Raw genomic sequence first — 26,038 nt, 5'->3', positions numbered from 1 at the left:
GATACCTGAACACAAGTCGGCGGGTATCGAACGGTTTACGACCGACTCCGCATGACCTGGTCGTGGTCGGGACTGTTCCTGTTCCCCGGGCGCCGGTTCGCGAACTAGTCGGGTTGTACGAGGCCGACGATACGATCCCGGCATGGAGCCCCAGCTGTCCCACCAGGTCACCGACTCCGTCGCCACCGTGGTGATCCGCCATCCCGCCAAGCGCAACGCCATGACGACCGCGATGTGGCGGGCGCTGCCCCCGCTGCTGGACGCGCTGGCCCGGGACGGCGGCGTACGGGCGCTGGTGCTGACCGGCGAGGGCGGCACCTTCTGCGCGGGGGCCGACATCTCCAGCCTCCGGGGCTCGCCGGAGGAGGCGCCGGCCCTCGCGGTCGCGGCCGAGGAGGCCCTGGCCGCGTTCCCCAAGCCGACCCTCGCCGCGGTGCGCGGGCACTGCGTGGGCGGCGGGGCGCAGCTCGCGGCGGCCTGTGATCTGCGGCTGGCCGAGGAAGGGGCACTGTTCGGGGTGACACCGGCGAAGCTCGGCGTCGTCTATCCGGCCTCCTCGACCCGCCGGCTGGTGTCCCTGGTCGGCCCGGCCACGGCCAAGTACCTGCTGTTCACGGGCGAGTTGATCGACGCCGGGCGGGCGCTGCGCACCGGCCTGGTGGACGAGGTGCTGCCCGAGGGGGAGCTGGACAAGCGGATAGCGGACCTGACCCGGGTCCTGGTGTCCCGCTCGCAGCTCACCCAGGCCGCCGCCAAGGAGTTCGCCGACGGCCGCACCGACCGTGACGCCTACTGGACCGCGCAGGCACGCGGCAGCGGTGACGTCGCGGAGGGAGTCGCCGCGTTCCTGGAGCGCAGGCGGCCGCGCTTCACCTGGAGCGTGTCCGGGTCCGGGTGAAGCGGCCCGCGGCACGCCGCGTCCCGACCAGGTGTGCGGGCGCCTGCGCGGTTTCGCCGGCCGGAGCGAGGTACCCGGGGGTCGACAATTACCGACGATTACCGGCCATTCCCGGCGGTTCCCGACGAAAGGAGCCTTTCCGTGTTCCGTGCCATCGCAGACGTCCTGCGGCAGATCGGCGGCGCCGTCGCCACGGTGGTCACGCTGCCGTTCCGGGCACTCGCCCGGCTGTTCGGCGGAGCATCGTCCTCCGCGCGCGGGAGCCGGGCCTGACTTCCGGCCCGGCGCCCCGCCGCATGCGCCCTGATCCCCGGGATGTCGGTGTCACCTGCCACAATTGCCGCGCAACCTTGAGTGGAGAAGGCGGTACGGGATCGTGACGACACCCGGGTCCCTCGGAGCAGGGTCCATCGAAGGCAGGATCGCCGAGGAACTCGGCGTACGGGAGCGGCAGGTGAAGGCCGCGGTGGAACTGCTCGACGGCGGTTCGACCGTGCCCTTCATCGCTCGCTACCGCAAGGAAGCGACCGAGATGCTCGACGACGCGCAGCTGCGCACCATCGAGGAGCGGCTGCGCTATCTGCGGGAGCTGGAGGAGCGGCGCACCGCGATCCTGGATTCGGTGCGGGAGCAGGGCAAGCTCACCGAGGAGCTGGAGGCGCGGATCCGCGGCGCCGAGACCAAGGCGCGGCTGGAGGACATCTACCTCCCCTACAAGCCCAAGCGGCGTACCAAGGCGCAGATCGCGCGCGAGGCCGGTCTGGAGCCGCTCGCGGAGGGACTGCTGAGCGACCCGACGGTCGAACCGCTGGCGGCCGCCGCCGCGTTCGTCGACGCGGACAAGGGCGTCGCCGATCCGCAGGCCGCGCTGGACGGCGCCCGGGCGATCCTGACCGAGCGGTTCTCGGAGGACGCCGACCTGATCGGCGAACTGCGCGAGCGCATGTGGGTGCGCGGCCGGCTGGCCGCGAAGGTACGGGAGGGCAAGGAGGAGGCGGGCGCCAAGTTCGCCGACTACTTCGACTTCGCCGAGCCGTTCACCGAGTTGCCCTCGCACCGGATCCTGGCGATGCTGCGCGGCGAGAAGGAGGAGGTCCTGGACCTCGTCCTGGAGCCGGAGGAGGCCACGGAGGGCCCGTCCTCGTACGAGGGAATCATCGCGTCGAGGTTCGGGATCGCCGACCGGGGCCGTCCGGCCGACAAGTGGCTGACGGACACGGTCCGCTGGGCCTGGCGCACCCGCGTCCTGGTCCACCTCGGCATCGACCTGCGCCTGCGGCTGCGGACGGCCGCCGAGGACGAGGCGGTCAACGTGTTCGCGGCGAACCTGCGCGACCTGCTGCTGGCCGCCCCGGCCGGCACGCGCGCGACGCTGGGCCTGGACCCCGGTTTCCGTACGGGCGTCAAGGTCGCCGTGGTCGACGGCACCGGCAAGGTCGTCGCCACGGACGTGATCTACCCGCACGTCCCGGCCAACAAGTGGGACGAGGCCCTCGCCAAGCTGGCCCGGCTCGCGAAGGAGCACGCGGTCGAGCTGGTCGCGATCGGCAACGGCACGGCGTCCCGCGAGACCGACAAGCTCGCCGGCGAACTCATCGCCAGGCACCCGGAGCTGAAGCTCACCAAGGTCATGGTGTCCGAGGCGGGCGCTTCGGTGTACTCCGCGTCGCAGTACGCCTCGCAGGAGCTGCCGGACATGGACGTGTCGCTGCGCGGCGCCGTCTCCATCGCCCGGCGCCTCCAGGACCCGCTGGCCGAGCTGGTGAAGATCGACCCGAAGTCGATCGGCGTCGGCCAGTACCAGCACGACCTGTCCGAGGTGAAGCTGTCCCGCTCGCTGGACGCGGTCGTCGAGGACTGCGTGAACGGCGTCGGCGTGGACGTCAACACCGCGTCCGTGCCGCTGCTCGCACGGGTGTCGGGCATCTCGGCCGGGCTCGCCGAGAACATCGTCGCGCACCGGGACCAGAACGGGCCGTTCACGTCCCGCTCCGAGCTGAAGAAGGTGGCGCGGCTCGGCCCGAAGGCGTACGAGCAGTGCGCGGGCTTCCTGCGCATCCGCGGCGGCGACGACCCGCTGGACGCCTCCAGCGTGCACCCCGAGGCCTACCCGGTGGTCCGCCGCATGGTGAAGACCACGGGCCAGGAGGTGGCGTCCCTCGTCGGCAACACAAGCGTGCTGCGCTCGCTGCGGCCCGCCGACTTCGTGGACGACACCTTCGGTCTGCCGACCGTCACCGACATCCTCAAGGAGCTGGAGAAGCCGGGCCGCGACCCGCGTCCCGCCTTCAGGACCGCCACCTTCAAGGAGGGCGTGGAGAAGATCTCCGACCTGTCCGCGGGGATGGTCCTGGAGGGCGTGGTCACCAACGTGGCCGCCTTCGGCGCGTTCGTGGACGTCGGCGTCCACCAGGACGGCCTGGTGCACGTGTCGGCGATGTCGAAGTCGTTCGTCAAGGACCCGCGCGACGTGGTGAAGCCCGGGGACATCGTCAAGGTGAAGGTGCTGGACGTCGACATCCCGCGCAAGCGGATCGCGCTGACGCTGCGGCTGGACGACGAGGCGGCCCCGCAGAGCCAGGGCGGCGGCCGGCAGCAGCGCGGCGGCGGGGCCCGTCCGCCGCAGCAGCGGCAGGGCGGCGGCCAGCGGCAGGGCCGGGGCGGCGGTGACCGCGGCGGCCGACAGGCACCGGCACCGGCGCCGGCCAACAGCGCGATGGCGGACGCACTGCGCCGGGCGGGCCTGCTGGACCCCAAGAAGCGCTGACGTGCGGGGCCGGGCCGGGCCGGGCGAGGCGCCTCGCCCGGCCCGGCCCCGTTCCCCCGAAACCCGGTGGACAAGGATCACCCGATCGTCAGACTCGTCGCATGACCGGATCAGATCCCAAAGCCGACCTCCAGGTGTATCTCCAGGACGCCCGTGACGCACTGCTGTGGAAACTCGACGGCCTGCCCGAGTACGACATCCGGCGCCCCCTCACCCCCACCGGCACCAACCTGCTGGGCCTGGTGAAGCACCTGGCGGGTGCGGAGGCGCTGTACTTCGGCGCGGCCTTCGGCCGGCCCTTCCCCGGCACGCCCCTGTGGATCACGGGCGACGCCGAGCCGGACGCGGACCTGTGGGCGCGGGCCGACGAGACCCGCGAGGACATCACCGGGCGGTACCGGCAGGCGTGCGCCCGGGCCGACGAGACCATCGCGGCGCTCCCCCTGGACGCGGTCGGCCGGGTACCCGGTGCGCCGGCCGGGACGACGCTGCACCGGGTCCTGACCCACATGGTCGCCGAGACCCAGCGGCACGCCGGGCACGCGGACATCGTGCGCGAGCTGATCGACGGGGCCGTGGGGCAGCGGCCGGACGGACTCAACGTGGCGCCCCGCGACCCGGCACACCTCGACCGGGTGGAACGGGCGGCGCGGGAGGCCGCGGCGCGCGGGAACTAACGCTCCGTCACCTTGCCGTCCGCCACCTCCAGGCGCCGGGTCACCCGGACCGCGTCCAGCATGCGGCGGTCGTGGGTGACCAGGAGCAGGGTGCCCGTGTAGGCGTCGAGGGCCCCCTCCAGCTGCTCGATGGCCGGCAGGTCCAGGTGGTTCGTCGGCTCGTCCAGGACCAGGAGGTTGACGCCCCGGCCCTGGAGCAGGGCGAGCGCGGCGCGGGTGCGTTCACCCGGGGAGAGGGTCGCGGCCGGGCGCAGCACATGGGCGGACTTCAGGCCGAACTTGGCCAGCAGGGTGCGGACCTCCGCCGGTTCGGTGTCGGGGACGGCGGCGCAGAAGGCGTCGAGCAGGGTCTCCGGGCCGTGGAACAGCCCCCGGGCCTGGTCGACCTCGCCGACCAGGACCCCGGAGCCGAGGGCCGCGTGGCCGGCGTCGAGCGGGACACGGCCCAGCAGCGCGCCGAGCATGGTGGACTTCCCGGATCCGTTGGCGCCCGTCACCGCGATCCGGTCCGCCCAGTCGATCTGCAGGGAGACCGGGCCGAAGGTGAAGTCGCCGCGCCGGACCTCGGCGTCCCGCAGCGTCGCCACGACCGCGCCCGACCGCGGGGCGGACGCGATCTCCATGCGCAGCTCCCACTCCTTGCGCGGCTCCTCGACCACCTCCAGGCGCTCGATCATGCGCTGGGTCTGCCGGGCCTTGGCGGCCTGCTTCTCGCTGGCCTCGCTGCGGAACTTGCGGCCGATCTTGTCGTTGTCGTTGCCCGCCTTGCGCCGGGCGTTCTTGACGCCCTTGTCCATCCAGGCCCGCTGCGTCTGGGCACGGTCCTGCAGAGCCGCCTTCTTGTCGGCGTACTCCTCGTACTCCTCGCGGGCGTGCCGGCGGGCCACCTCGCGCTCTTCCAGGTAGGCCGCGTAGCCGCCGCCGTAGAGGTTGATCTGCTGCTGGGCGAGGTCGAGTTCGAGCACCTTGGTGACGGTGCGGGTGAGGAACTCGCGGTCGTGGCTGACGACGACCGTGCCGGCGCGCAGGCCGGTGACGAACCGTTCCAGACGCTCCAGGCCGTCCAGGTCCAGGTCGTTGGTGGGCTCGTCCAGGAGGAAGACGTCGTAGCGGGACAGCAGCAGGGAGGCGAGGCCGGCACGGGCCGCCTGGCCGCCGGAGAGGGCGGTCATCGGCTGGTCCAGGTCCACGGCCAGGCCGAGGGAGTCGGCGACCTCCTCCGCGCGCTCCTCCAGGTCGGCACCGCCCAGGCCGAGCCACCGCTCCAGGGCCACCGCGTAGGCGTCGTCGGCGCCGGGCGCGCCGTCGACCAGCGCCTGGGTGGCCTCGTCCATCGTCCGCTGGGCCTCGGCGACCCCGGTGCGGCGGGCCAGGAACTCACGGACGGTCTCCCCCGGCCGGCGCTCCGGCTCCTGCGGCAGGTGCCCGACGGTCGCCGTCGGCGGGGACAGCCGCAGTTCGCCCTGCTCGGGCTGGAGGAGCCCGGCGAGCATCCGCAGCAGGGTCGACTTTCCCGCGCCGTTGGCGCCGACCAGCCCGATCACATCGCCGGGTGCGACCACGAGGTCGAGCCCGGAGAACAGCGAGCGGTCGCCGTGCCCGGCGGCGAGGTTCTTGGCAACGAGGGTGGCAGTCATCAGGACGTCGATCCTAGCGGCGGCCGAGGTGCGTCTCCGCCACGTTTTCCGCCGGTCACCGGCGTGGAGCCAGGCCTGCCGGAGCCGGCCGCGCAGGGCCTATCGTCCTGGCGTGGACAGTGAGCCGAGAGACGAAGTGATCGTGGTCGGGGGCGGGATCGCCGGGCTGACGACGGCCGTGTTGCTGGCCGAGTCCGGGCGGCGCGTGCGGGTGTGGACGCGGGAGCCGGCCGAGCGGACCACCTCGGCGGTCGCCGGCGGCCTGTGGTGGCCGTACCGCATCGAACCCGAACCGCTGGCCGGCGCGTGGGCGCTGGCGTCCCTCGGGGTGTACGAGGAGCTGGCGCAGCGCCCCGAGGAGACGGGGGTGCGCCTGGTCGAGGGCGTGCACCACGGGACCCGGGTGGACGGGCTGGGCGCGTGGGCGGGGCAGCTGCCGGGGCTGCGGGCGGTGGCCGAGGGGCTGGCGGCGCGGCTGCCGGTGATCGACATGCCGGTGCAGCTGGCGTGGCTGCGGGAGCGGCTGGCGAAGGCGGGCGGCGCGGTGGAGGTCCGTGAGGTGACCGATCTGGCCGCCGTGCCCGCCGCCGTGGTGGTCAACTGCACGGGGCTCGGGGCGCGTGCGCTGGTGCCGGACCCGGCGGTGCGCCCGGTGCGCGGGCAGCTGGTCGTGGTGGAGAACCCGGGCGTCTCCACCTGGTTCACCTCCGTCGACCACTCCTCGGCCGCCTCCACCTACTTCATTCCGCAGCCGGGCCGGCTGCTGCTGGGCGGCACGGCCGAGGAGGACGACTGGTCCCTGGAACCCGACCCGGCCACCGCCGCGGCGATCGTCGCCCGGTGCGCGGCCGTCCGCCCGGAGATCGCCGGGGCGCGCGTGCTCGCGCACCGGGTGGGCCTGCGGCCGGCCCGGGAGGCGGTACGGCTGGAGCGCCGGCCCCTGCCGGACGGCCGCGTGCTGGTGCACAACTACGGCCACGGCGGGGCCGGGGTCACGGTGGCCTGGGGCTGCGCTCGGGAGGCGGCGGAGCTGGCGTTCCCCAGGACCTGAGCGACCGGTGGGCAGGGGCCGGGACGGCGTTCCCGGCCCCTGGGCGTTCCCACGCGCGGCACCGCAGGCGTTCCCACCCCCGCCCACGAGTCCCCGTGGCCGGGGACCACGGCCACGGGGACCCCCGAACCGGCGCCGCCCCGTCAGCTCGCCGGAACGTGCCGAGGGGGGCGCGGGGCGTGGACCCCGTCCAGAACCGTCGGCGTGGGCGCCGCGCCACCGCCGGACACGGCCCGGGCGAAGGCCGCCGTACCGCCCACCAGCGCGACCCTGGCCGTGGTCCGGGACAGGTCGACGGTGAGCGTCGGCCTGGTGGACGGCGGGTCGATCAGGTCCTTGTCCGTGCCGGCGACGATCAGGGCCAGGCGGTGCCCCGCGGGGACGACGTGGTCGGTGGCCGCGAGGTCGAGGGTGATCGTGTACGCCCGGCCCGGGGTGAGCGGGACGCCCTTCGCCGGCCAGGCGTGGTGGCCGAGGTCGGCCCAGCCGCGGCTGACCACGGTGTAGTCGACGGCGGCCGTCCTGGCCACGGTCTTCTTGAAGCAGGCGCTGTCCCCGGCCGTGCTGGCGCCCCAGCAGGTGCGGTCGCTGAGGGTCGTGATGCCCTCGGCCGGGTCGGCGTAGTCGCGGATGGTGTCCGGGCCGACGTCGACCAGGACGGCGGACAGGTGCGCCGACGTCGTGGTCGGTGTCGCGGTGACCGTCACCGTGGAGGAACCGGACAGGCGCACGCCACGGGCGAGCGGCGCGGTGAGGAAGCCGGCCTTCTCCGGAGTGGACGTGGTGAGCCGCGCGGCCCAGTCGGTCTCGCTCCGCGCCGGGTCGTCCGTGAAGGTCTCGGTGCCGGCGGTCCGGCGCAGTCCGAGGGTGCCGACGCCGGCCTGGGTGCCGGCGGCCGGGTGCAGGACGGTGGTGCGGGTGCCGCGCGGGGGCCAGGCGGCGGAGGTGACCCACTGGTCGGGGTGGCGTTCGATGTCGGCCATCGGCTCGCGGTCGATGCCGTTGTCGTAGCCGAGGAGTTCGTGGTCGAACCAGCGGTGCAGGGTGTCGACCCAGGCGCCGCGCCGGTAGTCGAACGGGTCGACGTGCCCGGTCTGGGACAGCCAGATCTTCCGCTCGACGCCGTGCCGCGCCAGGGCGTCCCACCACTGCCCGAAGTGCTTCGTGCGGACGTTGAGGTCCTGCATGCCGTGCACCAGGAAGACGCTGGCACGCACCTTGGCCGCGTCCTTGACGTAGTCCCGCTCGGTCCACAGCGGGGTCCAGTCACCGCTGCGCGGGCTGCCGTCGGCGAGCTTCTTCTGCACGGCCGCGCAGTGGGCCCGCGCGTCGGCGCTCTCGACGTAGCCGGCCAGTTCGTCGGGGCCGCCGTCGTAGAGAGGGGCGCCCTTGGCGAAGTAGTAGTCGTACCAGGAGGAGATGGCGCTGATCGGGACGATCGTCCTGAGACCCTTGACGCCGGTGGCGGCGACGCCGTTGGCGATGGTGCCGTCCCAGCTCTTGCCGATCATGCCGGTGCGGCCGTTGGTCCAGCCGGCCCGCACGGGGGTGCCGCCGGTGCGGCTGGTGTAGGCCCTGGCGCGGCCGTTCAGCCAGTCGATCACGGCCTTGGCGGACTGGATGTCGGAGCGGCCGCCGACGTCGACGCAGCCGTCGGAGCGGTTGGAGCCGGCGAGGTCGACGCCGACGAAGGCGTAGCCGCGCGGCACGAAGTAGTTGTCGTAGAACAGCGGCATCTGGACGACGTGGCCCTGTGCGTCGTAGGTCTTGCGCTGGCTCTCGTTGCCGCGGCCGCAGCAGGAGTAGTAGGGGCTGGCGTCCATGACGACCGGCACCTTGCGGCCCTGCCGGGCCGGTTCCGCGGGCCGGACGATGTCGGCGGCGACGCGGTCGGTCCGTCCGTCGCCGTCCTCGTCGAGGCCGGTGTCCACCCACACGGACTCGCGGACGGCGTCGGCGTAGGAGTAGACGGGTCTGCTCTCCCGGGGCGCGGCCTGGGCGGCGGCCGGGGTGAGCAAGGCGGCCGTCAGGGCGGTGACGGCGGCGGTGACGAGCGTTCTCCAGAGCGCGGAGCGCGTGCGTTTCGGCATGCGCGGACGGTACTCCGGCCAACTCGCCCGCAGAAGAGGGCACTCCGGTGGCGCATGTCGGCTGAATGGCGATCGTGTGACAGCAGGGGTCATGGACAGGTCAGGGGCGGCAGGGACTGAATAGGCTCTGAACGGACTTCTCCGAACGGACCGACGGTCCCGACGACTTGGAGCTGACGTGCACCGCAGAATCATCGCCCCGGGAGCACTGGCGGCGGCCTCCCTCCTGCTGGCGATCCCGGCATCGGCCGCGAGTTACTCCCCCGGCGCGCAGGGCATCGGCGACCCCTACTACCCGTCCTACGGCAACGGCGGCTACGACGTCTCGCACTATGACCTGAGGCTGCAATACCAGCCGAAGACGGACGAGTTGCAGGGCACGGCGACGATCCTGGCGAAGACCACCCAGGACCTGTCCAGCTTCGACCTGGACTTCCTGCTGGACGTGAGCGAGGTGCGGGTCAACGGCACCAAGGCGGCCTTCACCACGTCCGACCAGCACGAACTGGTCGTCACCCCGAAGACGCCGCTGCCCAAGGGCACGCCGATCACGGTGGTGGTCCGCTACAGCGGGGTGCCGTCGGCGAAGAGCGCCTACGGCTTCACCTCCTGGCACCGCACGCCCGACGGGGGTGTGGCGGCCAACGAGCCCGAGGCCGCCTGGTGGTGGTTCCCGAGCAACGACCACCCGACCGACAAGGCCACCTACGACGTGTCGGTCGCGGTGCCGGACGGCACCCAGGCCCTCTCCAACGGCACGCTCCAGTCGACTTCCTCGAAGCTGGGCTGGACCCGCTACAACTGGCGGCAGAACAAGCCGCAGGCGACCTACCTGGCCACGCTCGCGGTCGGGAGGTTCGACATCACCACCGGCACCTCCGACGGCGGGGTACCGGTCGTCAACGCCTACAGCAAGGACCTCGGCGACACCGACGGTGCCGCGCGGGCCAGCGTGGAGCGCACCGGGGAGCTCGTGGACTGGCTGAGCGGCTACTTCGGGCCGTATCCGTTCAGTTCGGCGGGCGGCTACGTGCCGAACACGACCACCGGGTACGCCCTGGAGACGCAGACCCGGATCTACTACAGCCCGCGGCAGTTCGCGAACGGCTCCAACACCTCGGTGGTCGTGCACGAGCTGGCCCACCAGTGGTACGGCGACTACGTGTCCGTCAAGGGCTGGAAGGACATCTGGATCAACGAGGGCTTCGCCCGGTACGCGCAGTGGCTGTGGTCCGAGCACGAGGGCGAGGGCACCGCACAGGAACTCGCCGACTACGTGTACGCCTCCCACCCGGCCGACGACGCCTTCTGGACGGTCAAGCCGGGCGACCCGGGCCCGGACGAGCAGTTCAGCTCCGCCGTCTACGACCGGGGCGCCCTGGCCATCCAGGCGCTGCGCAACGAGATCGGTGACGACGCGTTCTTCGCGGTCCTGAAGGGCTGGCCGAAGTCGCACGCCTACGGCAACGCCTCGGTGGCCGACTTCCAGGAGTACGCCGAGCAGGTGTCCGGCAAGCCGCTGTCCGCGCTGTTCGACACCTGGCTGTTCCAGCCGTCGAAGCCGGCCGCACCGGCGGTCCGCGCCCTGGTGAAGACGGGTACGGCGGTGGAGCGGCCGAAGTCGTGGAAGAAGATCGAGGCCACGAACGAGGTGCACGGGCACTGACGCCTCACGGGTTCGGCCCGGCCGCCCGCCGCAGGAGGTCCGCCCGGCCTATCGCGTCCGCGCGGGAGGCCGGGACGGTGCACGCGTGGGCGCCCGCGATCGCGCCGTACCTGGCGCAGCGCTCGGGCGGCTCGCCGCTCAGCCGGCCGTAGAGGAACGCGGCGGCGAAGGCGTCGCCCGCGCCGTTGGAGTCGACCACCGGCGCGGGCGGGTCCACCACCGGCACCCGGGTCAGCTCGCCGCCGGTCAGCAGGTGGGCGCCGTCGGCTCCCGCGGTGGCGACGACCGTGTCGGCCCGGCCCCGCTCGGCGATGCGCCGCATGGTCCGTTCGGGGTCGGCGAGGGCGGCGGCGGAGAGGAAGACGACGTCGGCCGCGTACGCGAACGGCTCGTGGTACGGGTTCTCGCCGTCCCAGTCGTGCAGGTCCGTGGAGAGCGGCACGCCGGTTTCCCGCAGGACCGGCAGGGCGTGGGCGCAGGGCTGGGTGATCGTCACGTGCACGTGACGGCTCGCGGCGGCCAGCGCGCGCACGGTGGCCTGGGGGAAGCGGTCGTCGGGGTGGGCGCGGCTGGTGTCGTACAGGGACAGGCGGCGGCCGTCCGGGCCGACCAGGTTGACCGCCCGCTTGGTGCCGGCCGGCTGCGGGAGCGCGGTGAGGCCGATGCCGTGCTCGTGGTGCAGGGCGCGCACGAGGTCGCCCTCGGGGTCGTCGCCGAGCAGGTCGAGGTGGTGGGTGCGCAGGCCGAGCGCGGCCAGCCCCAGGGCGACGAAGTCACCGGTCTGCCCCGCGCGGGTGCGGATCCCCGAGTCGATCATGTAACTGTCGGCGTAGGGCAGGGGCAGCTCGGGGACGTGGACGATCGTGTCCACGCCGGCCCCGCCCAGCACCAGCACATCGCTCGCGTCCGCTCGCACGGCCATCCCCCGCTCCCCCTTCGGGGCGCCCTCGGCCGACGGCACGGTGGCGCCACCCCGGACATGCATGATCTCCGTTGTGACGCCACCGTAGACGACGCCACCGACAGTGGCGCCGAGTTGCTACTTCGTGAGCTCGGTCAGCTCCTGGTCGGTGTTCTGCGACACGCGGCGGCGCACGCCGAACCAGCCGGCGACCAGCATGACGGCGATCACCGGGATGAGCAGGATGGTCTTCCGGCCGACCTCGGGGTCGTTCCACATCATGCCGAGGCAGACCAGCAGGAACACGATCGTGGCGATCTCCGTGACCGGGCTGAACTTCAGCTGGAAGTGCGGCCGGGCCGCGAGGCCCGCGCGGGCGCGGCGGACGAAGATCATGTGGCAGACCATGATGATCACCCAGGTGCTGATGATGCCGAGCGAGGCGACGTTCAGCACGATCTCGAAGGCCTGGCTGGGCACCAGGTAGTTCAGGCCGACACCGAGCACACAGACCGCGCAGGTCAGCAGGATGCCGCCGTAGGGCACCTGGCTGCGGTTCATGCGGGCGGTGAACTTCGGCGCCGAACCGGCCATGGCCATCGAGCGCAGGATGCGGCCGGTGGAGTACAGGCCGGAGTTGAGCGAGGACATGGCGGCGGTCAGCACGACCAGGTTCATCACGTCGCCGGCCGCCGGCACGCCGATCTTGGACAGCACGGTCACGAACGGGCTCTGGTCGGCGGAGTACACCGAACCGGGCAGCAGCAGGGCGAGCAGCACGACCGAGCCGACGTAGAACAGGCCCACGCGCCACATGATCGAGTTCACCGCGCGCGGGACGACCTTCTCCGGCTCGGCGGTCTCGCCGGCCGCGACACCGACCAGCTCCAGGGCGGCGTAGGCGAAGATCACGCCCTGCATGACCAGGACGACCGGCATCATGCCGTGCGGGAAGAGTCCTCCGTTGTCGGTGACGACGTTCAGGCCGGGGGTGTGGCCGCCGACCTTGTGCTGGGTGGCGAGCAGGAAAATGCTGATCAGCATGAAGCCGACGATGGTGGCGACCTTGATGATCGCGAACCAGAACTCCATCTCGCCGAAGATCTTCACCGAGATCAGGTTCACGGCCAGGACCACCGCGAGGGCGATCAGGGCGAGCACCCACTGGGGAATGCTGGTGAACATGGACCAGTAGTGCGTGTAGAGCGCGATCGCGGTGATGTCGGCGATGCCGGTGGTCGACCAGTTCAGGAAGTACATCCAGCCGGCGACGTAGGCGCCCTTCTCGCCGAGGAACTCGCGCGCGTAGGACACGAAGGACCCGGAGGACGGCCGGTACAGGACCAGCTCGCCCAGGGCCCGGACGACGAAGAACGCGAAGACGCCGCAGACCAGGTAGGCCAGGGCGAGCGCCGGTCCGGCGTTGTGCAGGCGGCCGCCGGCGCCCAGGAGGAGTCCGGTGCCGATGGCGCCACCGATGGCGATCATGTTGACATGGCGGGCCTTGAGGTCCTTGCTGTAACCGGCGTCGCCCGCGTCCGCGGGCGTCTGGGCCACCTGGGGGTGGGTGGTGGCCGGTGCCGATTCCACGGCTTCCTTGCTCACGGGTGGTTCCACTTCCTGGTGCGCCCGGACCTCGTGGGTCCGGGGTTCGTGCAGGTCTTGGCCCGCACCACCCTCGTGTTGCGGCACAGACCAAGGCAGCACCTTCCCAGAGGGATCAGCCGGCACGCGGTGGTCCACGTCACAGAGCGGTTCTTCTCACACCGTCGTCACGGGATCGCCGAGGGCCTCCCCCGGGTTTCACACCATTGGTGAGACAGCGATACTGCTGCACATGACGACCGGTACCGAGGAGACGCCCCTCACCATCGACGAGCTGGCCGCGCGGGCGGGCGTCACGGTGCGGACGGTCCGCTTCTACGGCACCAGGGGGTTGCTGCCGCCGCCGGTGATCGGTCCGCGCCGGGTGGGCCACTACGGCGCCGAGCATCTGGCCCGGCTCCAGCTCATCGAGGAGATGCAGCACCAGGGCATGACCCTCGCGGCGATCGAACGGCACCTGCGGCAGCTGCCCGCCGACCTCGGCCCGCACGATCTGGCGATCCACCGGGCGGTGGTCGCCTCCTGGGCGCCGGACACCGTCGAGACCGTCTCCCGTGCGGAGCTGGAGCGGCACGCGGGACGCCGGCTGGCCGAGGAGGACCTGGACCGGCTGGCCGCGATGAACGTGGTGACGCGGGACGGGGAGTCCTTCCGGGTCGACTCCGGTCTGCTGCGGCTCGCGGTGCAGCTCCTGGACGTACCGCTGTCCCAGGAGACGATCCTGGCGGCCCGGACCGTGCTGACCGGCCACGCGCGCGCGGCGGCACACGAGCTGTCGGACCTGCTGCGGGAGGCCGTGGCCGAACGCGACACGCGGGACGTGAAGTCGCTGTCGGCCCATATGCACCCGCTCGTGGTGCAGGCGCTGCTCACCACCTTCCAGCGGTCGCTGAAGGAGGAGCTGCGCCAGTGGCTGGACGGCGCGGCGGCACCGAAGGCCCCCTCCGGGGGCACGACGGCCCCGGGAGCGGAGTCCCGGGGCACGCCGTCCGCGTGAGGCCCGTCAGCGTCCGTCGGTGAAGGTCTCCCCCTTCGCGGCCTTCGCCACGAGCAGCGCGGGCGGGGTGAACCGCTCGCCGTACCGCTCGGCCAGCTCGCGGGCGCGGGCCACGAAGCCGGGCAGGCCCCCTTCGTAGCCGTTGATGTACTGGAGCACCCCGCCGGTCCAGCCGGGGAAGCCGATGCCGAGGATCGAGCCGATGTTGGCGTCGGCGACGGAGGTGAGCACGCCCTCCTCCAGGAGGCGTACGGTGTCCAGCGCCTCGGCGAAGAGCATGCGTTCCTGCATGTCCCGGAACGGGATCTCGTACCCCGGCTTGGTGAAGTGCTCGCGCAGGCCCGGCCAGAGCCCGGCCCGCCTGCCGTCCTCGGTGTAGTCGTAGAAGCCGGCGCCGCCGCTGCGGCCGGTGCGGCCGAACTCGTCGACCATGCGGTCGACGACCGCCTCCGCGGGGTGGGCGGTCCAGGTGCCGCCGGCCTCCTCCACGGCCCTCCTCGTCTCGCCCCGGATCTTGCGCGCCAGGGTGAGGGTCAGCTCGTCCATGAGGGACAGCACCTTGGCCGGGTAGCCGGCCTGGGCCGCGGCCTGTTCCACGGAGGCGGGCTCGACGCCCTCGCCGACCATGGCGACGCCCTCGTTGATGAAGTGGCCGATCACCCGGGAGGTGAAGAAGCCGCGCGAGTCGTTGACGACGATCGGCGTCTTGTTGATCTGCCGGACCAGGTCGAAGGCGCGGGCGAGGGCCACTTCGCCGGTGCGCTCGCCCTTGATGATCTCCACCAGCGGCATCTTGTCGACCGGTGAGAAGAAGTGCAGCCCGATGAAGTCGGTCTGGCGCTGCACGCCCTCGGCGAGCGTGGTGATGGGCAGCGTGGAGGTGTTGGAGCACAGCAGCGCGTCGGGCGCGACGACCTGCTCGATCTCCTGGAACACCTTGTGCTTGAGGGCGGTGTCCTCGAACACGGCCTCGATGACCGCGTCGCAGCCGGCGAGGTCGGCCACCTCGGCGGTGGGGGTGATCCGGGCGAGCAGCGCGTCCGCCTTCTCCTGGCTGGTACGGCCCTTGGCGACGGCCTTGGCGCACAGCTTCTGCGAGTAGCCCTTGCCCTTGACGGCCGCCTCCAGGGAGACGTCCTTGAGAACGACGTCGATGCCCGCGCGGGCGCACGCGTAGGCGATGCCGGCGCCCATCATGCCGGCGCCGAGCACGGCCGCCTTGCGGACCCGGCGCGGCTCGACGCCCCTCGGCCGGCTGGCGCCCGAGTTGACCGCCTGGAGGTCGAAGAAGAACGCCTGGATCATGTTCTTCGAGGTCTGTCCGGCGGCCAGTTCCACGAAGTAGCGGGCCTCGATGACCTGGGCGGTCTCGAAGTCGACCTGAGAGCCCTCGACGGCGGCGGCGAGGATGTTGCGCGGCGCCGGGTAGGGGGCGCCGCCCGTCTGCTTGCGCAGGCTGGCCGGGAAGGCGGGCAGGTTCGCGGCGAACTTCGGGTGGGCCGGCGTACCGCCGGGGATCCGGTAGCCCGGCTTGTCCCAGGGCTGCTGGGACTCGGGGTTCGCGTCGATGAAGGCCCGGGCCTTGGCGAGCAGTTCCTCGGGGGTGGCGGCGACCTCGTGGACGAGGCCGTTGTCCTGCGCGCGCCGCGCGTTGTACTGCTGGCCCTGGAGGAGCACCTTCAGCAGGGCGTCCGCGATGCCCAGCAGCCGTACGGTGCGGACGACTCCGCCGCCGCCGGGGAGCAGGCCGAGGGTGACCTCCGGGCAGCCGATCTTGGTGCCGGGGCTGTCGAGGGCCACCCGGTGGTGGCAGGCGAGGGCCAGTTCGAATCCGCCGCCGAGGGCCGCGCCGTTGATCGCGGCGACGACCGGCTTGCCGAGGGTCTCGATGCGGCGCAGGTTCCGCTTGATGGCGAGGCCGCCGTCGAACAGCTCCTGTGCGGTCTCCGGCGTGACCCGGATGAGGTCGCGCAGGTCGCCGCCGGCGAAGAAGGTCTTCTTGGCGGAGGTGAAGATGATGCCGCGGATGTTCTCCCGTTCGGCCTCCAGCCGGTCGGTGATCGCGGCGAGGGAGTCGCGGAACGCCTGGTTCATGGTGTTCGCGGACTGGTTCGGGTCGTCCAGGACGAGGGTGACGACACCGGTGTCGTCCTGCTCCCAGCGGATGGTGGTGCTCTCGGTCATGACAGTCGTCTCCGTTGAGGTGGTCGCTTGGTTCCGCGGGGAGTTCAGATGCGCTCGACGACGGTGGCGATGCCCATGCCGCCGCCGACGCACAGGGTGGCGAGGCCGTAGCGCTTGTCCTGGCGCTCCAGTTCGTCGACGAGCGAGCCGAGGATCATGGCGCCGGTGGCGCCGAGCGGGTGGCCGAGGGCGATGGCGCCGCCGTTGACGTTGACCTTGTCCAGGGTGAGGCCCATGTCCTTCACGAAGCGCAGCACGACCGCGGCGAACGCCTCGTTGATCTCGACCAGGTCGATGTCGTCGATGGTGAGGCCGGCCTTGGCCAAGGCCTTGCGGGTGGCCGGGGCGGGGCCGGTGAGCATGATGGTCGGCTCGGAGCCGGAGACGGCCGCGGAGACGATCCGCGCGCGGGGGGTGAGGCCGTAGCGCTCGCCGACCTCCCGGGAGCCGATCGCGACGAGGGAGGCGCCGTCCACGATCCCGGAGGAGTTGCCCGCGTGGTGGACGTGGTCGATCTTCTCGACCCAGTGGTACTTCTGCAGCGCGACCGCGTCGAAGCCGCCCAGGTCGCCGATGTCCGCGAAGGACGGCTTCAGCCCGGCGAGGGAGTCGGCGGTGGTGCCGGGGCGCAGGTGCTCGTCGTGGTCGAGGACGACCAGGCCGTTGCGGTCCTTCACGGGGACCACGGAGCGGGCGAAGCGGCCCTCCTTCCAGGCGGTGGCGGCGCGCTCCTGGGACAGGGCCGCGTACTCGTCCACGTCCCGGCGGGAGAAGCCCTCGATGGTGGCGATCAGGTCGGCGCCGATGCCCTGCGGCACGAAGTTGACGGCGAGGTTGGTCATCGGGTCGTTGAACCAGGCGCCGCCGTCCGAGGCCATCGGGACCCGGGACATGGATTCGACGCCGCCCGCGAGGACCAGGTCCTCCCAGCCGGCGCGGACCTTGGCGGCGGCCAGGTTGACGGCCTCCAGGCCGGAGGCACAGAAGCGGTTCTCCTGCACGCCCGCGACCGTGTCCGGCAGTCCGGCGGCGATGGCGGCGATCCGGGCGATGTCGGAGCCCTGGTCGCCGACGGGGCCGACGACACCGAGCACGATGTCGTCGATCGCGGCCGGGTCGAGGCCGGGGAAGCGGTCGCGGATCTCGTGGATGAGGCCGACGACCAGGTCGATGGGCTTCGTGCCGTGCAGGGCGCCGTTCGCCTTGCCGCGGCCGCGCGGGGTGCGGATCGCGTCGTACACGTACGCTTCGGTGCTCACTTGGGGTGCCTTTCGGGAGGGTGGGCCGAGCGGGGTGGGCGGGCTCAGCCGCGGTCGGTGACGAGGTCGTCGGGATCGTCGAGGTCGTCGGTCGGGCGTGCCGGTATGCCCCAGTCCCGGGCGACCGCGGCCGTGTCCGCGCCGGGCCGGGCCGGGCCGGTGCGGACGGCGGTGGGGGTCGCGGAGAAGCGGGGGGCGGGGGCGGGCTGGGTGATGCCGCCGTGGTCGGTGAAGGTGCCGCGGGCGGCCAGGTGGGGGTGGTGCGGGGCCTCGCGCAGGCTCAGTACGGGCGCCACGCAGGCGTCGGAGCCCTCGAAGACGGCGGTCCACTCGTCCCGGGTGCGGGACGCGAAGGCGGCGGCGACCCGTTCGCGCAGCTCGTCCCAGCGGGTCGGGTCCGTGCGGGCGGGGACCAGGTCGTCCAGGCCGAGCAGGCGCAGGAACTCCTCGTAGAACTTGGCCTCCAGGGCGCCGACCGCCATGTACCGCCCGTCGGCGGTCTCGTAGGTGCCGTAGTACGGGCAGCCGCCGTCCAGGAGGTTGGCGGCGCGCCGGTCCTGCCAGCCACCGGCGGCGAGCATGCCGTGGATCATCGTCGACAGGTGGGCCGTGCCGTCCACGATGGCCGCGTCGACCACCTGGCCGGTGCCGGTGGCGCGCGCGTGGTGCAGGGCGGCGAGGACGCCGACGACCAGGTAGAGGGAGCCGCCCGCGTAGTCCCCGAGGAGGTTGGCGGGCACGGCCGGGGGTGCGTCCGGGCGGCCGATCATGCCGAGCGTGCCGGTGAGCGCGATGTAGGCGATGTCGTGGCCGGCGCGCTGGGCGAGCGGGCCGTCCTGACCCCAGCCGGTCATGCGGCCGTAGACCAGGCGCGGGTTGCGGGCGTGGCAGTCGTCGGGGCCGACGCCGAGCCGCTCGGCGACGCCGGGGCGGTAGCCCTCCACGAGGATGTCTGCGCGCTCGGCGAGGTCCAGGACGCGCGCGGGGCCGTCCGGTGCCTTGAGGTCGACCACGATCGAGCGTTTGTTGCGGTTGGTGGCGTCGAACGCCGGGTCGATCGCGAGGCCCGGCCCGCCCGGGCGGTCCACCCGGACCACGTCGGCGCCCAGGTCGGCCAGCAGCATGGCGGCGAACGGGCCCGGTCCGATGCCGGCCAGCTCGACCACGCGCACACCGCTCAGCGGGCCGTGGCCCGGCGTCGGCGGCGTCCCTGCCGTCCTTGCCGTCGTCATGCGTGCAGCCCCCAAGCGTGTGTGACACAACCGATGTAACACCGGCGATGCTAAGAACGTGTTCCACCGGACACAAGACCTGAACGAGCAAGCGCTTAGCCAAGTGCCCGGCACACCCGTCATCACCCGGACGAGTGACCGGCCTGCCGGGACGTGTGCGCCATCTCCCGTTTCGTCAGGGCATTCCTGGCTACGGCCACCGCTGCCTCCGGGCTGGTCGTCGGGCTCCGCTCTCCTCACGCTAGCCTCGGCCACCGACAGCGGCGCGGGCTGTGCGACAGCCGCATGAACCAAGAGGTGTCATGAGCAGGATGAACAGGACGGATCGTCCGTACGACCTGGTGCTCTTCGGGGCCACGGGCTTCGTCGGCACGCTCACCGCCCACTATCTCGCCGAGCACGCGCCGCGGGACCTGCGCTGGGCGGTCGCCGGCCGCGACGAACGGCGGCTGGAGCGGCTGCGCGCTAGCCTGCCCGGCGGTGCGGACGTCGGTGTCCTGCGCGCCGACGTGGCCGAACCGGCCACCCTGCGCGCCCTCGCCGAGCACGCGCGCGTGGTCGCCACGACCGTCGGCCCGTACGTCCTGCACGGCGAGGAGCTCGTCGCCGCCTGCGCCGACACCGGCACCGACTACCTGGACCTCACCGGCGAGCCGGAGTTCGTCGACCTGGTGTACGTCCGGCACGACGCACGCGCGCGGGAGACCGGTGCCCGCCTGGTGCACGCCTGCGGTTTCGACTCCGTGCCGCACGACCTGGGCGTGTACTTCACGGTCCGGCAGCTCCCCGAGGGCGTGCCGCTGACCGTGGACGGCTACGTGACCGCCGACGCGGCCTTCTCCGGCGGCACCCTGGCCTCGGCTCTGACCCAGATGGCCCGCGCGCGGCGGATGCTGGCCGCCGCGCGCGACCGGGCCCGGCACGAGCCGCGGCTGCCCGGCCGCCGGGTGACGGTGCCGACGGGCACGCCCAGGTTCGCCCCGGAGGTGGGCGCGTGGGCGCTGCCGCTGCCCACCATCGACCCGCGGATCGTGCGCCGTTCGGCGCGGGCGCTGGAACGGTACGGCCCGGACTTCCGGTACCGGCACTACGCCGCCGTGCGGCGGCTGCCGGTCGCCCTCGGCGGGATCGCCGCCGTCGGCGCGGTGACGGCCGCGGCCCAGCTGCCGCCCGCGCGGCGCTGGCTGTCGGGCCGGCTGGAGCCGGGCGAGGGGCCGAGCGCGCAGAAGCGGGCGAAGAGCTGGTTCACGGTGCGGTTCGTCGGCGAGGGCGGCGGGCGGCGCGTGTTCACCGAGGTCGCGGGCGGCGACCCCGGGTACGACGAGACGGCGAAGATGTTCGCCGAGGCGGCCCTGTGCCTGGCCTTCGACGACCTTCCGCGGACGGCCGGCCAGGTCACCACGGCGCAGGCGATGGGCGACGCCCTGACCGAAAGGCTGCGGGCGGCGGGCATCACCTTCCGGGTGGCGGCACACCGCTAGCCGGCGGCCGCCCGTCCCGCCGCACGTCCGGGCACCCGGCTGGGACGATGGAGGCTCAACCCGGACGACCCAAGGAGGCGGAGCGGACGTGAAGTTCGTACTGGAGGTGACCGTGGACGACGGCGCGGTGGCGCGGGACCGGGCGGCCGAGCTGGAGCGCATCCTGCGCTACTGGGGCGGCAACCTGCGTCATTACGCCCTGGAACCCGGCGACGGTTCGGCCGTCCACGACTCGGCGTATCAGGAGGTCGGCGCCTGGCGCGTCGTGGAGTCCTGAGCCCCGCCGCCGGCCCGGCCGTGTGCCGCCTCGCGCAGGGCCCGCCGGCACAGGGCGTCCGCCCTCCGCGTGGTCTCCGGCAGCCGGAACCGCGGGGTCAGCGCGAGCGTGTGCGCCAGGGCGTTGCCGAGGCTCACCCGGTGGCCGACCGAGACGAACACCGGCTTGACGCCGTCCCGGGTGCGCAGGGCCCGTCCGACCTCCTCGCTCCCGGCGAGCAGCGGCGTGGAGCCGCCCCGCGCCGGCCCGGGTTCGTCGTACGTGAACGTGAACGGGTTCTTGGCGACGCCGATGGTCGGCAGGCCGGTGAGTACGCCCAGGTGGCTCGCCAGGCCGAAGCGGCGCGGGTGGGCCAGGCCGTAGCCGTCGCACACGACCAGGCCGGGCGGGCACGGCAGCCGTTCCAGGGCGGCGCGGACGGTGGGGATCTCCCGGAAGGCGAGGAGTCCGGGCACGTACGGGAAGGAGACCCGGCCGACGGCCGTCGCCTCCGCGACGACGTCCAGGGTGGCGGCGTCCAGCACGACGGCGGCCGCCGCGACCAGGTCCAGGCCGTCGTCGTAGGCGACGTCGACCCCCGTGACCCGGCCCGTCCCGGGCGGCGGCCCGGGCTCGTCCAGCACCACCCGTCCGCGCAGCTCGTCCTGGACGGCGCGGGCCTCCTCCTCCGTCGCGGGCCAGCCCGCGGGTACGCCGACGATCGTCATGCCGGGTGACTCTACGGGCCCGCCGCGGGCCGCCGGACCGGCGGGGTAGGCTCGCGATCATGTTCGTACTGGAGCTGACCTACACCGCGCCGCTCGACGCCGTGGACGCCGTTCTGCCGGCCCATGTGGCCTGGCTGGAGGAGCAGTACGACAAGGGCCTCTTCCTGGCCTCGGGACGCAAGAACCCCCGCGACGGCGGGGTGATCCTCGCCGTCGCGGGGGACCGCGCCCACATCGAGGAACTCGTCGCGAGCGACCCGTTCGTCGTGGGCGGCGTGTGCGCCTACCGCGTCACGGAGTTCATCGCCACGAAGACGGCCCCCGAACTGGCGCGTCACCGGCAGACACTCGGCTGACGCCCCGCGGCCCGGAGCCGCGGGGCGCCCGGCCTCGCGGCCGTCAGCCCTTCTTCGCGTTCAGGGCGCGCTGCAGCTCGTCCTTGTTCATGTGCGAACGGCCTTCGATGCCGCGCTGCTTCGCCTCGTTGTACAGCTGGTCGCGCGTCGGGCCGTGCGAGCCGACCCGGTTGCCCGACCGCTGACCGCCGCGCCTGGACGACGACATGTCCTGTGTCGAACTGCGGCTGGCGGTCTTGGACTCGCCGGCGCGGGCACGTTCCTTGTTCACCGTCCGCGCGGCGATCTCCTTGGCGCGCCCGGTGCTCTCGCCCCGGTCCTGCGCGCTCTTCTTGATGTGCTCGTACTGACGCTCGCGCTTGGGGCTGGAACCGGCTGGCATGATCGCTCCCTTCCTTTGCGGCAGGGAACGAGTACCCGCGTTTCCGCGCACTTACCTCACCGTCCGGCCGCGCCGTCAGCGTTCGAGCCGCGCCACCCGGCCCTGTTCGCCGGCCGCCCAGCAGCCGAGGTCGGGAGTGCAGGCCACCGTGTCGTAGGAGGCGGTGTCGATGGTGCGCCAGCTGCGGCCGCCGTCCGTGGTCAGGTCGGTGCCGGTCGGGCCGACGGCCAGCGCGGCGGTTCGGCTGTGCGGGAGCCAGGCGGCTCCGGATCGGTAGGCGGGCGGCGGGGTGGCGGCGGCCCGCCAGGTCCGTCCGCCGTCGGCGCTGACCGCGGCGGAGCGCGGCGAGGACTGGTCGGGGCGGTAGTCGCCGCCGACCGCGAGGCCGTGGGTGCGGTCGCGGAAGGCGAGCGCGAAGACGCCCTTGGCCGGATCGCCCGCGGGGATCGGCGTGTCGGCGGCCGTCCAGGTCAGGCCCCGGTCGGCGGAGTGCAGCACGCGCGCGTGGGCGCCGCCGCCGGTGGCCAGCCAGACGTCCCGCGGGCCGGAGGCGACCAGGCACTGCCCGCTCGCGGCGAAGCCCGCCTCGCCCTCCAGCGCGGGCGGCATGCCGTCGGAGGGCAGCACACGCCAGGAGCGCCCGCCGTCGTCGGTGGACAGCAGGCGGAACTTCCCGTCCACGGGGTCGCTCAGGGCGAGGCCGTGCCGGCGGTCGAAGAAGGTCAGGCAGTCGTAGAAGGCCTTGGGGTCGGTGTTGCGGAAGGACTCCGTCCAGGTGGTGCCGCCGTCGTCGGTGCGATAGACGCGGGACGCCTCGCCCTCGCCGATGGCCAGCACCACCGCGCGCCGCGCGTCGAACGCCGTCACGTCCCGGAACTGCGCGTCGGCCGCGCCCGGCGGAGAGACGTTCCGCCAGCTCGCACCGCCGTCCGTGGTGCGCAGCACCGTGCCGCCGGTGCCGGCCAGCCAGGCGGTGTGCCGGTCGACGGCCGCCAGGCCGCGGAAACGGACCTGCGGCGTGCCGGTGTCCTTCACCGCCCAGTGCACCGCGCCCCGGCCGGAGTTCGCCGTCACCCCGCCCGCCGGTTCGGCGCCGCCCTGCCCGAGCGGGCGGGCCCCCGCCGCCGGGGCCGTCAGGGCTGCCAGCGCCGCCCCGCACGCCACTCCCACCGCCACCCGCCGGCTCGCCGGTCCCCTCCGTCGCGTCCCCAAGCGCCTCATGGCGGGCGAAGCTAGCCCACTGTCCCGGCCCCGTCCAGAGGGCCTGCCGGGTCGCACGCGACGGTGGACGAACGGGAACAGCAGTGCGTTCCCCGTGCATGAACGCGGTGACCGAGGTCACTCGTTACCCGTGTGCACGCATCGGCCGATTCCGTCGTCTCTTCCAGTGCCGGGTGCCGCACACCCGGGCGCAGTCCAGCCGTCACGAGGGAGCAAGGCGTTGTCCACCGTCATCGAGCAGCCCGTAGAGGCCCGTCTCGTCGCCGCCGCACCACGTATGCCGAGCATTCCCGCGACGCTGCGCTACGACCGGCGCGACCCGTTCGCCGTCCGCATGACCTTCCCGGCACCGGCCACCCTGGAGGGTGTCGACGTGTGCTGGACCTTCTCCCGCGAACTGCTCATGGCCGGCCTGCTGGGTCCCGAGGGCCAGGGCGACGTCCGGGTGCGGCCGTACGGGTACGACCGCACGGTACTGGAGTTCCACGCCCCGGAGGGCACCGCGATCGTGCACGTGCGCTCTGGCGAGATCCGGCGGTTCCTGGAGGCGGCCGACAACCTGGTCCCGGTCGGCCTGGAACACCTCCAGCTGGACCTCGACCACGACCTGGCCGAGCTGATGCGGGACGCCTGCTGAACGCCGCTTCCCGAACGCGCCACGCGCGCGTGGGGGGCTGCGCTTAAATGCGTTGACAGCCCTCCGGCGCCCTCCTACGGTGTACGACGGTTCTGTTGCCGTCGATTGGAGAAGGACGTTGCTCGTCTGAGGTCCTGAGGCACCGCGTCGCACCGGTGAGGTGTGCGCGGCGTACGACCTCGGCGTCCGAGCCGTCCCCCGGCACAGGCCCTTTTACGTGGCCCCCCGTGCCCGGCCCTTTCGGTTTCCGCCTCGCGGTGTCTCACACGCGTCCACCCGAACGCTCACACCCCTCGCGAGGCGCCCATGTCTGCTTCCCTCACCGCTCATTCCCTGTCCTTCGCCTGGCCCGACGGCACCGCCGTCTTCGACGGCCTGGACGTCTCCTTCGGCCCCGGCAGGACCGGGCTCGTCGGCGTCAACGGATCGGGCAAGTCGACCCTGCTCAGGCTGCTGGCAGGGCAGCTCGTCCCGGCCGACGGCACCGTCCGGGCGGCCGGCGAGATCGGCCACCTTCCGCAGAACGTCACCCTCGACACCGGACTCCGCGTCGACCAGGCCCTCGGCATCGCCGGGCGCCGGGCCGCCCTGCACGCCATCGAGGCGGGCGACGTCGCCGAGGAGCACTTCGAGACCGTCGGCGACGACTGGGACGTCGAGGAACGCGCCCTGGTCACCCTCGGCGAACTCGGGCTCGGCCACATCGGCCTGGACCGGACCGTCGGCGAGGTCTCCGGCGGCGAGTCGGTGCTGCTGCGGCTCGCCGCGCTGCTACTGCGCCGGCCCGACGTCCTGCTGCTGGACGAGCCCACCAACAACCTCGACCTGTACGCGCGCCGGCGGCTGTACCAGGCCGTCGCCTCCTGGCCGGGCGTCCTGGTCGTGGTCAGCCACGACCGGGAACTGCTCGACCTGGCCGACCAGATCGCGGAGCTGCGCTCCGGAGAGGTCACCTGGTACGGCGGCAACTTCTCGGCCTACGAGGAGGCCCTGGCCGTCGAGCAGGAGGCGGCCGAGCGCATGGTGCGCGTCGCCGAGGCCGACGTGCGCAAGCAGCAGCGGGAACTGTCCGACGCCCAGGTCAAACTGGCCCGCCGCAAGCGGTACGGCCAGAAGATGTGGGACGCCAAACGCGAACCGAAGATCGTCATGGGCGCACGCAAACGCGCCGCCCAGGAGTCCGCGGGCAAGCACCGCATCATGCACCAGGAGCGGCTCGCCGAGGCCCGGGAGCGGCTGGACGAGGCGGTGGAGGCCGTACGGGACGACGACGAGATCCGCGTCGAGCTGCCGTACACGGCCGTGCCGCCCGGGCGGCAGGTGCTCACCCTGGAGAACCTGGAGACAGCCTGCCACGCGCGCGTGGAGGGCATTCTCGATCTGCGCGGCCCCGAACGGATCGCGCTGGTCGGCCGCAACGGCTCCGGTAAGACGACGCTGCTGCGGACGGTCGCCGGGGAGCTGGCGCCGCTGGCCGGCACGGTGACGGCGCACGTCCCGCTGCGGTTCCTGCCCCAGCGCCTCGACGTGCTGGACGACACCCTGTCGGTCGCCGAGAACGTGGCCCGGTTCGCGCCGGGCGCCACGAACAACCGGATCCGGGCCCGTCTCGCCCGCTTCCTGTTCCGGGGCGCGCGGGCCGACCAGAAGGCGGCCACCCTGTCGGGCGGCGAGCGTTTCCGGGCCGCCCTGGCCGCGTTGATGCTCGCCGAGCCCGCACCCCAGCTGCTGCTGCTCGACGAGCCGACCAACAACCTCGACATGGCCAGCGTCCGGCAGCTGACCACGGCCCTGGAGTCCTACGAGGGCGCGCTGATCGTCGCCGGGCACGACCTGCCGTTCCTGGAATCGATCGGGATCACCCGCTGGCTGCTGATGGAGGGAGGGGTGCTGACGGAGACGACGCCCGAGGCGCTCGGGGACCCGGCCTGACCGGCCGGCGGGGTCCCGGGACGGGCACGGCCGGACGACGAGGGTTTTGTCCTGGCCCGAGCGCCCTGCATGATGACGGAC

22 protein-coding genes are annotated in these 26,038 nt (G+C 72.9%); 12 read left to right on the top strand and 10 right to left on the bottom strand.

Annotated features, from left to right (window positions below):
* Positions 1-142: 142 nt before the first annotated feature.
* From S1361_RS33235 to S1361_RS33225, 4 genes are all read left to right on the top strand, one after another.
* The gene (locus S1361_RS33235; protein ID WP_208035571.1) at positions 143-898 is read left to right on the top strand and encodes an enoyl-CoA hydratase/isomerase family protein; all 756 of its coding nucleotides are present in this window, start codon (positions 143-145) and stop codon (positions 896-898) included.
* A gap of 141 nt (positions 899-1,039) precedes the next feature.
* Positions 1,040-1,171 (top strand): LPFR motif small protein, encoded by a 132-nt coding sequence (locus S1361_RS39935; protein ID WP_267881519.1) that lies wholly within the window; start codon positions 1,040-1,042, stop codon positions 1,169-1,171.
* 103 nt (positions 1,172-1,274) lie between these two features.
* A complete protein-coding gene (locus S1361_RS33230; protein WP_208035570.1) occupies positions 1,275-3,665 on the top strand; it encodes a Tex family protein in 2,391 nt (796 codons plus the stop codon).
* Positions 3,666-3,766: 101 nt separating this feature from the next.
* Entirely contained in the window at positions 3,767-4,342 is a 576-nt protein-coding gene (locus S1361_RS33225) for a DinB family protein (RefSeq protein WP_208035569.1), read from the top strand.
* Here the strand turns inward: S1361_RS33225 and S1361_RS33220 are convergent.
* Complete coding sequence (locus S1361_RS33220) at positions 4,339-5,979, bottom strand: ABC-F family ATP-binding cassette domain-containing protein (protein WP_208035568.1); 1,641 nt, start codon at positions 5,977-5,979, stop codon at positions 4,339-4,341. The two genes, S1361_RS33225 and S1361_RS33220, sit on opposite strands and share 4 nt — an antisense overlap.
* 136 nt (positions 5,980-6,115) lie before the next feature.
* Here S1361_RS33220 and S1361_RS33215 point away from each other — a divergent pair, with 136 nt between their 5' ends.
* Positions 6,116-7,030 (top strand): FAD-dependent oxidoreductase, encoded by a 915-nt coding sequence (locus tag S1361_RS33215; protein ID WP_208036876.1) that lies wholly within the window; start codon positions 6,116-6,118, stop codon positions 7,028-7,030.
* A gap of 143 nt (positions 7,031-7,173) precedes the next feature.
* Here the strand turns inward: S1361_RS33215 and S1361_RS33210 are convergent, their stop codons facing one another.
* Positions 7,174-9,120, bottom strand: a complete 1,947-nt coding sequence (locus S1361_RS33210) for a Xaa-Pro dipeptidyl-peptidase (RefSeq protein ID WP_208035567.1) — start codon at positions 9,118-9,120, stop codon at positions 7,174-7,176.
* 178 nt (positions 9,121-9,298) lie between these two features.
* Here S1361_RS33210 and S1361_RS33205 point away from each other — a divergent pair, with 178 nt between their 5' ends.
* Positions 9,299-10,786, top strand: coding sequence for a M1 family metallopeptidase (locus S1361_RS33205; protein ID WP_208035566.1), 1,488 nt, complete (start codon positions 9,299-9,301; stop codon positions 10,784-10,786).
* Between the two features lie 4 nt (positions 10,787-10,790).
* Here S1361_RS33205 and S1361_RS33200 read toward each other — a convergent pair whose 3' ends face one another.
* Both S1361_RS33200 and S1361_RS33195 read right to left on the bottom strand, forming a co-directional pair.
* On the bottom strand, positions 10,791-11,708 hold the full coding sequence (locus S1361_RS33200; RefSeq protein ID WP_208035565.1) for a PfkB family carbohydrate kinase: 918 nt from the start codon (positions 11,706-11,708) through the stop codon (positions 10,791-10,793).
* Between the two features lie 117 nt (positions 11,709-11,825).
* The gene (locus S1361_RS33195) at positions 11,826-13,292 is read right to left on the bottom strand and encodes an amino acid permease (RefSeq protein ID WP_208035564.1); all 1,467 of its coding nucleotides are present in this window, start codon (positions 13,290-13,292) and stop codon (positions 11,826-11,828) included.
* A gap of 232 nt (positions 13,293-13,524) precedes the next feature.
* Here S1361_RS33195 and S1361_RS33190 point away from each other — a divergent pair, with 232 nt between their 5' ends.
* Entirely contained in the window at positions 13,525-14,289 is a 765-nt protein-coding gene (locus tag S1361_RS33190) for a MerR family transcriptional regulator (RefSeq protein ID WP_208035563.1), read from the top strand.
* 6 nt (positions 14,290-14,295) lie between these two features.
* Here the strand turns inward: S1361_RS33190 and S1361_RS33185 are convergent, their stop codons facing one another.
* The 3 genes from S1361_RS33185 to S1361_RS33175 are packed head-to-tail and all read right to left on the bottom strand — an operon-like array spanning position 14,296 to position 18,964.
* On the bottom strand, positions 14,296-16,473 hold the full coding sequence (locus S1361_RS33185) for a 3-hydroxyacyl-CoA dehydrogenase NAD-binding domain-containing protein (protein ID WP_208035562.1): 2,178 nt from the start codon (positions 16,471-16,473) through the stop codon (positions 14,296-14,298).
* 44 nt (positions 16,474-16,517) lie between these two features.
* Positions 16,518-17,732 carry an acetyl-CoA C-acetyltransferase gene (locus S1361_RS33180; RefSeq protein ID WP_208035561.1) on the bottom strand — a complete coding sequence of 405 codons (1,215 nt, stop codon included), beginning with the start codon at positions 17,730-17,732 and terminating at the stop codon, positions 16,518-16,520.
* 44 nt (positions 17,733-17,776) lie between these two features.
* Entirely contained in the window at positions 17,777-18,964 is a 1,188-nt protein-coding gene (locus S1361_RS33175) for a CaiB/BaiF CoA transferase family protein (RefSeq protein ID WP_208035560.1), read from the bottom strand.
* A gap of 302 nt (positions 18,965-19,266) precedes the next feature.
* Here S1361_RS33175 and S1361_RS33170 point away from each other — a divergent pair, with 302 nt between their 5' ends.
* Both S1361_RS33170 and S1361_RS33165 read left to right on the top strand, forming a co-directional pair.
* Positions 19,267-20,445, top strand: a complete 1,179-nt coding sequence (locus tag S1361_RS33170; RefSeq protein ID WP_208035559.1) for a saccharopine dehydrogenase family protein — start codon at positions 19,267-19,269, stop codon at positions 20,443-20,445.
* Between the two features lie 88 nt (positions 20,446-20,533).
* A complete protein-coding gene (locus S1361_RS33165) occupies positions 20,534-20,722 on the top strand; it encodes a hypothetical protein (RefSeq protein WP_208035558.1) in 189 nt (62 codons plus the stop codon).
* On the opposite strand, the gene S1361_RS33160 is transcribed toward S1361_RS33165, so the two are convergent.
* Entirely contained in the window at positions 20,686-21,429 is a 744-nt protein-coding gene (locus S1361_RS33160; RefSeq protein WP_208035557.1) for an endonuclease V, read from the bottom strand. The two genes, S1361_RS33165 and S1361_RS33160, sit on opposite strands and share 37 nt — an antisense overlap.
* A gap of 59 nt (positions 21,430-21,488) precedes the next feature.
* Here S1361_RS33160 and S1361_RS33155 point away from each other — a divergent pair, with 59 nt between their 5' ends.
* Complete coding sequence (locus S1361_RS33155; RefSeq protein ID WP_208035556.1) at positions 21,489-21,785, top strand: YciI family protein; 297 nt, start codon at positions 21,489-21,491, stop codon at positions 21,783-21,785.
* A 43-nt stretch (positions 21,786-21,828) separates the two neighbouring features.
* Here the strand turns inward: S1361_RS33155 and S1361_RS33150 are convergent, their stop codons facing one another.
* Both S1361_RS33150 and S1361_RS33145 read right to left on the bottom strand, forming a co-directional pair.
* Complete coding sequence (locus S1361_RS33150; RefSeq protein ID WP_208035555.1) at positions 21,829-22,167, bottom strand: plasmid stabilization protein; 339 nt, start codon at positions 22,165-22,167, stop codon at positions 21,829-21,831.
* A 75-nt stretch (positions 22,168-22,242) separates the two neighbouring features.
* Positions 22,243-23,388, bottom strand: coding sequence for a WD40/YVTN/BNR-like repeat-containing protein (locus S1361_RS33145; RefSeq protein ID WP_208035554.1), 1,146 nt, complete (start codon positions 23,386-23,388; stop codon positions 22,243-22,245).
* Between the two features lie 220 nt (positions 23,389-23,608).
* Between S1361_RS33145 and ssgD the strand changes: the two genes are divergently transcribed.
* Positions 23,609-24,025: a spore wall synthesis regulator SsgD gene (ssgD, locus tag S1361_RS33140; RefSeq protein WP_208035553.1), complete on the top strand. Its 417-nt coding sequence runs from the start codon at positions 23,609-23,611 to the stop codon at positions 24,023-24,025.
* A 306-nt stretch (positions 24,026-24,331) separates the two neighbouring features.
* A complete protein-coding gene (locus tag S1361_RS33135; protein ID WP_208035552.1) occupies positions 24,332-25,957 on the top strand; it encodes an ABC-F family ATP-binding cassette domain-containing protein in 1,626 nt (541 codons plus the stop codon).
* Positions 25,958-26,038: the final 81 nt, after the last annotated feature.

This window comes from Streptomyces cyanogenus (assembly GCF_017526105.1).
Taxonomy (GTDB): Bacteria; Actinomycetota; Actinomycetes; order Streptomycetales; family Streptomycetaceae; genus Streptomyces; species Streptomyces cyanogenus.
The sequence above is the reverse complement of the archived record's forward strand: the minus strand, read 5'-3'. Positions and strand labels throughout refer to the sequence as shown.

Excerpts from the sequence above, each read along its gene's own strand:
- S1361_RS33170 (WP_208035559.1), top strand. The coding sequence starts at position 19,267 with ATGAGCAGGATGAACAGGACGGATCGTCCGTACGACCTGGTGCTCTTC.
- S1361_RS33185 (WP_208035562.1), bottom strand. The coding sequence starts at position 16,473 with ATGACCGAGAGCACCACCATCCGCTGGGAGCAGGACGACACCGGTGTC.
- S1361_RS33225 (WP_208035569.1), top strand. The coding sequence starts at position 3,767 with ATGACCGGATCAGATCCCAAAGCCGACCTCCAGGTGTATCTCCAGGAC.
- S1361_RS33190 (WP_208035563.1), top strand. The coding sequence starts at position 13,525 with ATGACGACCGGTACCGAGGAGACGCCCCTCACCATCGACGAGCTGGCC.
- S1361_RS33200 (WP_208035565.1), bottom strand. The coding sequence starts at position 11,708 with ATGGCCGTGCGAGCGGACGCGAGCGATGTGCTGGTGCTGGGCGGGGCC.
- S1361_RS33135 (WP_208035552.1), top strand. The coding sequence starts at position 24,332 with ATGTCTGCTTCCCTCACCGCTCATTCCCTGTCCTTCGCCTGGCCCGAC.
- S1361_RS33150 (WP_208035555.1), bottom strand. The coding sequence starts at position 22,167 with ATGCCAGCCGGTTCCAGCCCCAAGCGCGAGCGTCAGTACGAGCACATC.
- S1361_RS33220 (WP_208035568.1), bottom strand. The coding sequence starts at position 5,979 with ATGACTGCCACCCTCGTTGCCAAGAACCTCGCCGCCGGGCACGGCGAC.
- S1361_RS33155 (WP_208035556.1), top strand. The coding sequence starts at position 21,489 with ATGTTCGTACTGGAGCTGACCTACACCGCGCCGCTCGACGCCGTGGAC.
- S1361_RS33210 (WP_208035567.1), bottom strand. The coding sequence starts at position 9,120 with ATGCCGAAACGCACGCGCTCCGCGCTCTGGAGAACGCTCGTCACCGCC.
- S1361_RS33160 (WP_208035557.1), bottom strand. The coding sequence starts at position 21,429 with ATGACGATCGTCGGCGTACCCGCGGGCTGGCCCGCGACGGAGGAGGAG.
- S1361_RS33175 (WP_208035560.1), bottom strand. The coding sequence starts at position 18,964 with ATGACGACGGCAAGGACGGCAGGGACGCCGCCGACGCCGGGCCACGGC.
- S1361_RS33235 (WP_208035571.1), top strand. The coding sequence starts at position 143 with ATGGAGCCCCAGCTGTCCCACCAGGTCACCGACTCCGTCGCCACCGTG.
- S1361_RS33145 (WP_208035554.1), bottom strand. The coding sequence starts at position 23,388 with ATGAGGCGCTTGGGGACGCGACGGAGGGGACCGGCGAGCCGGCGGGTG.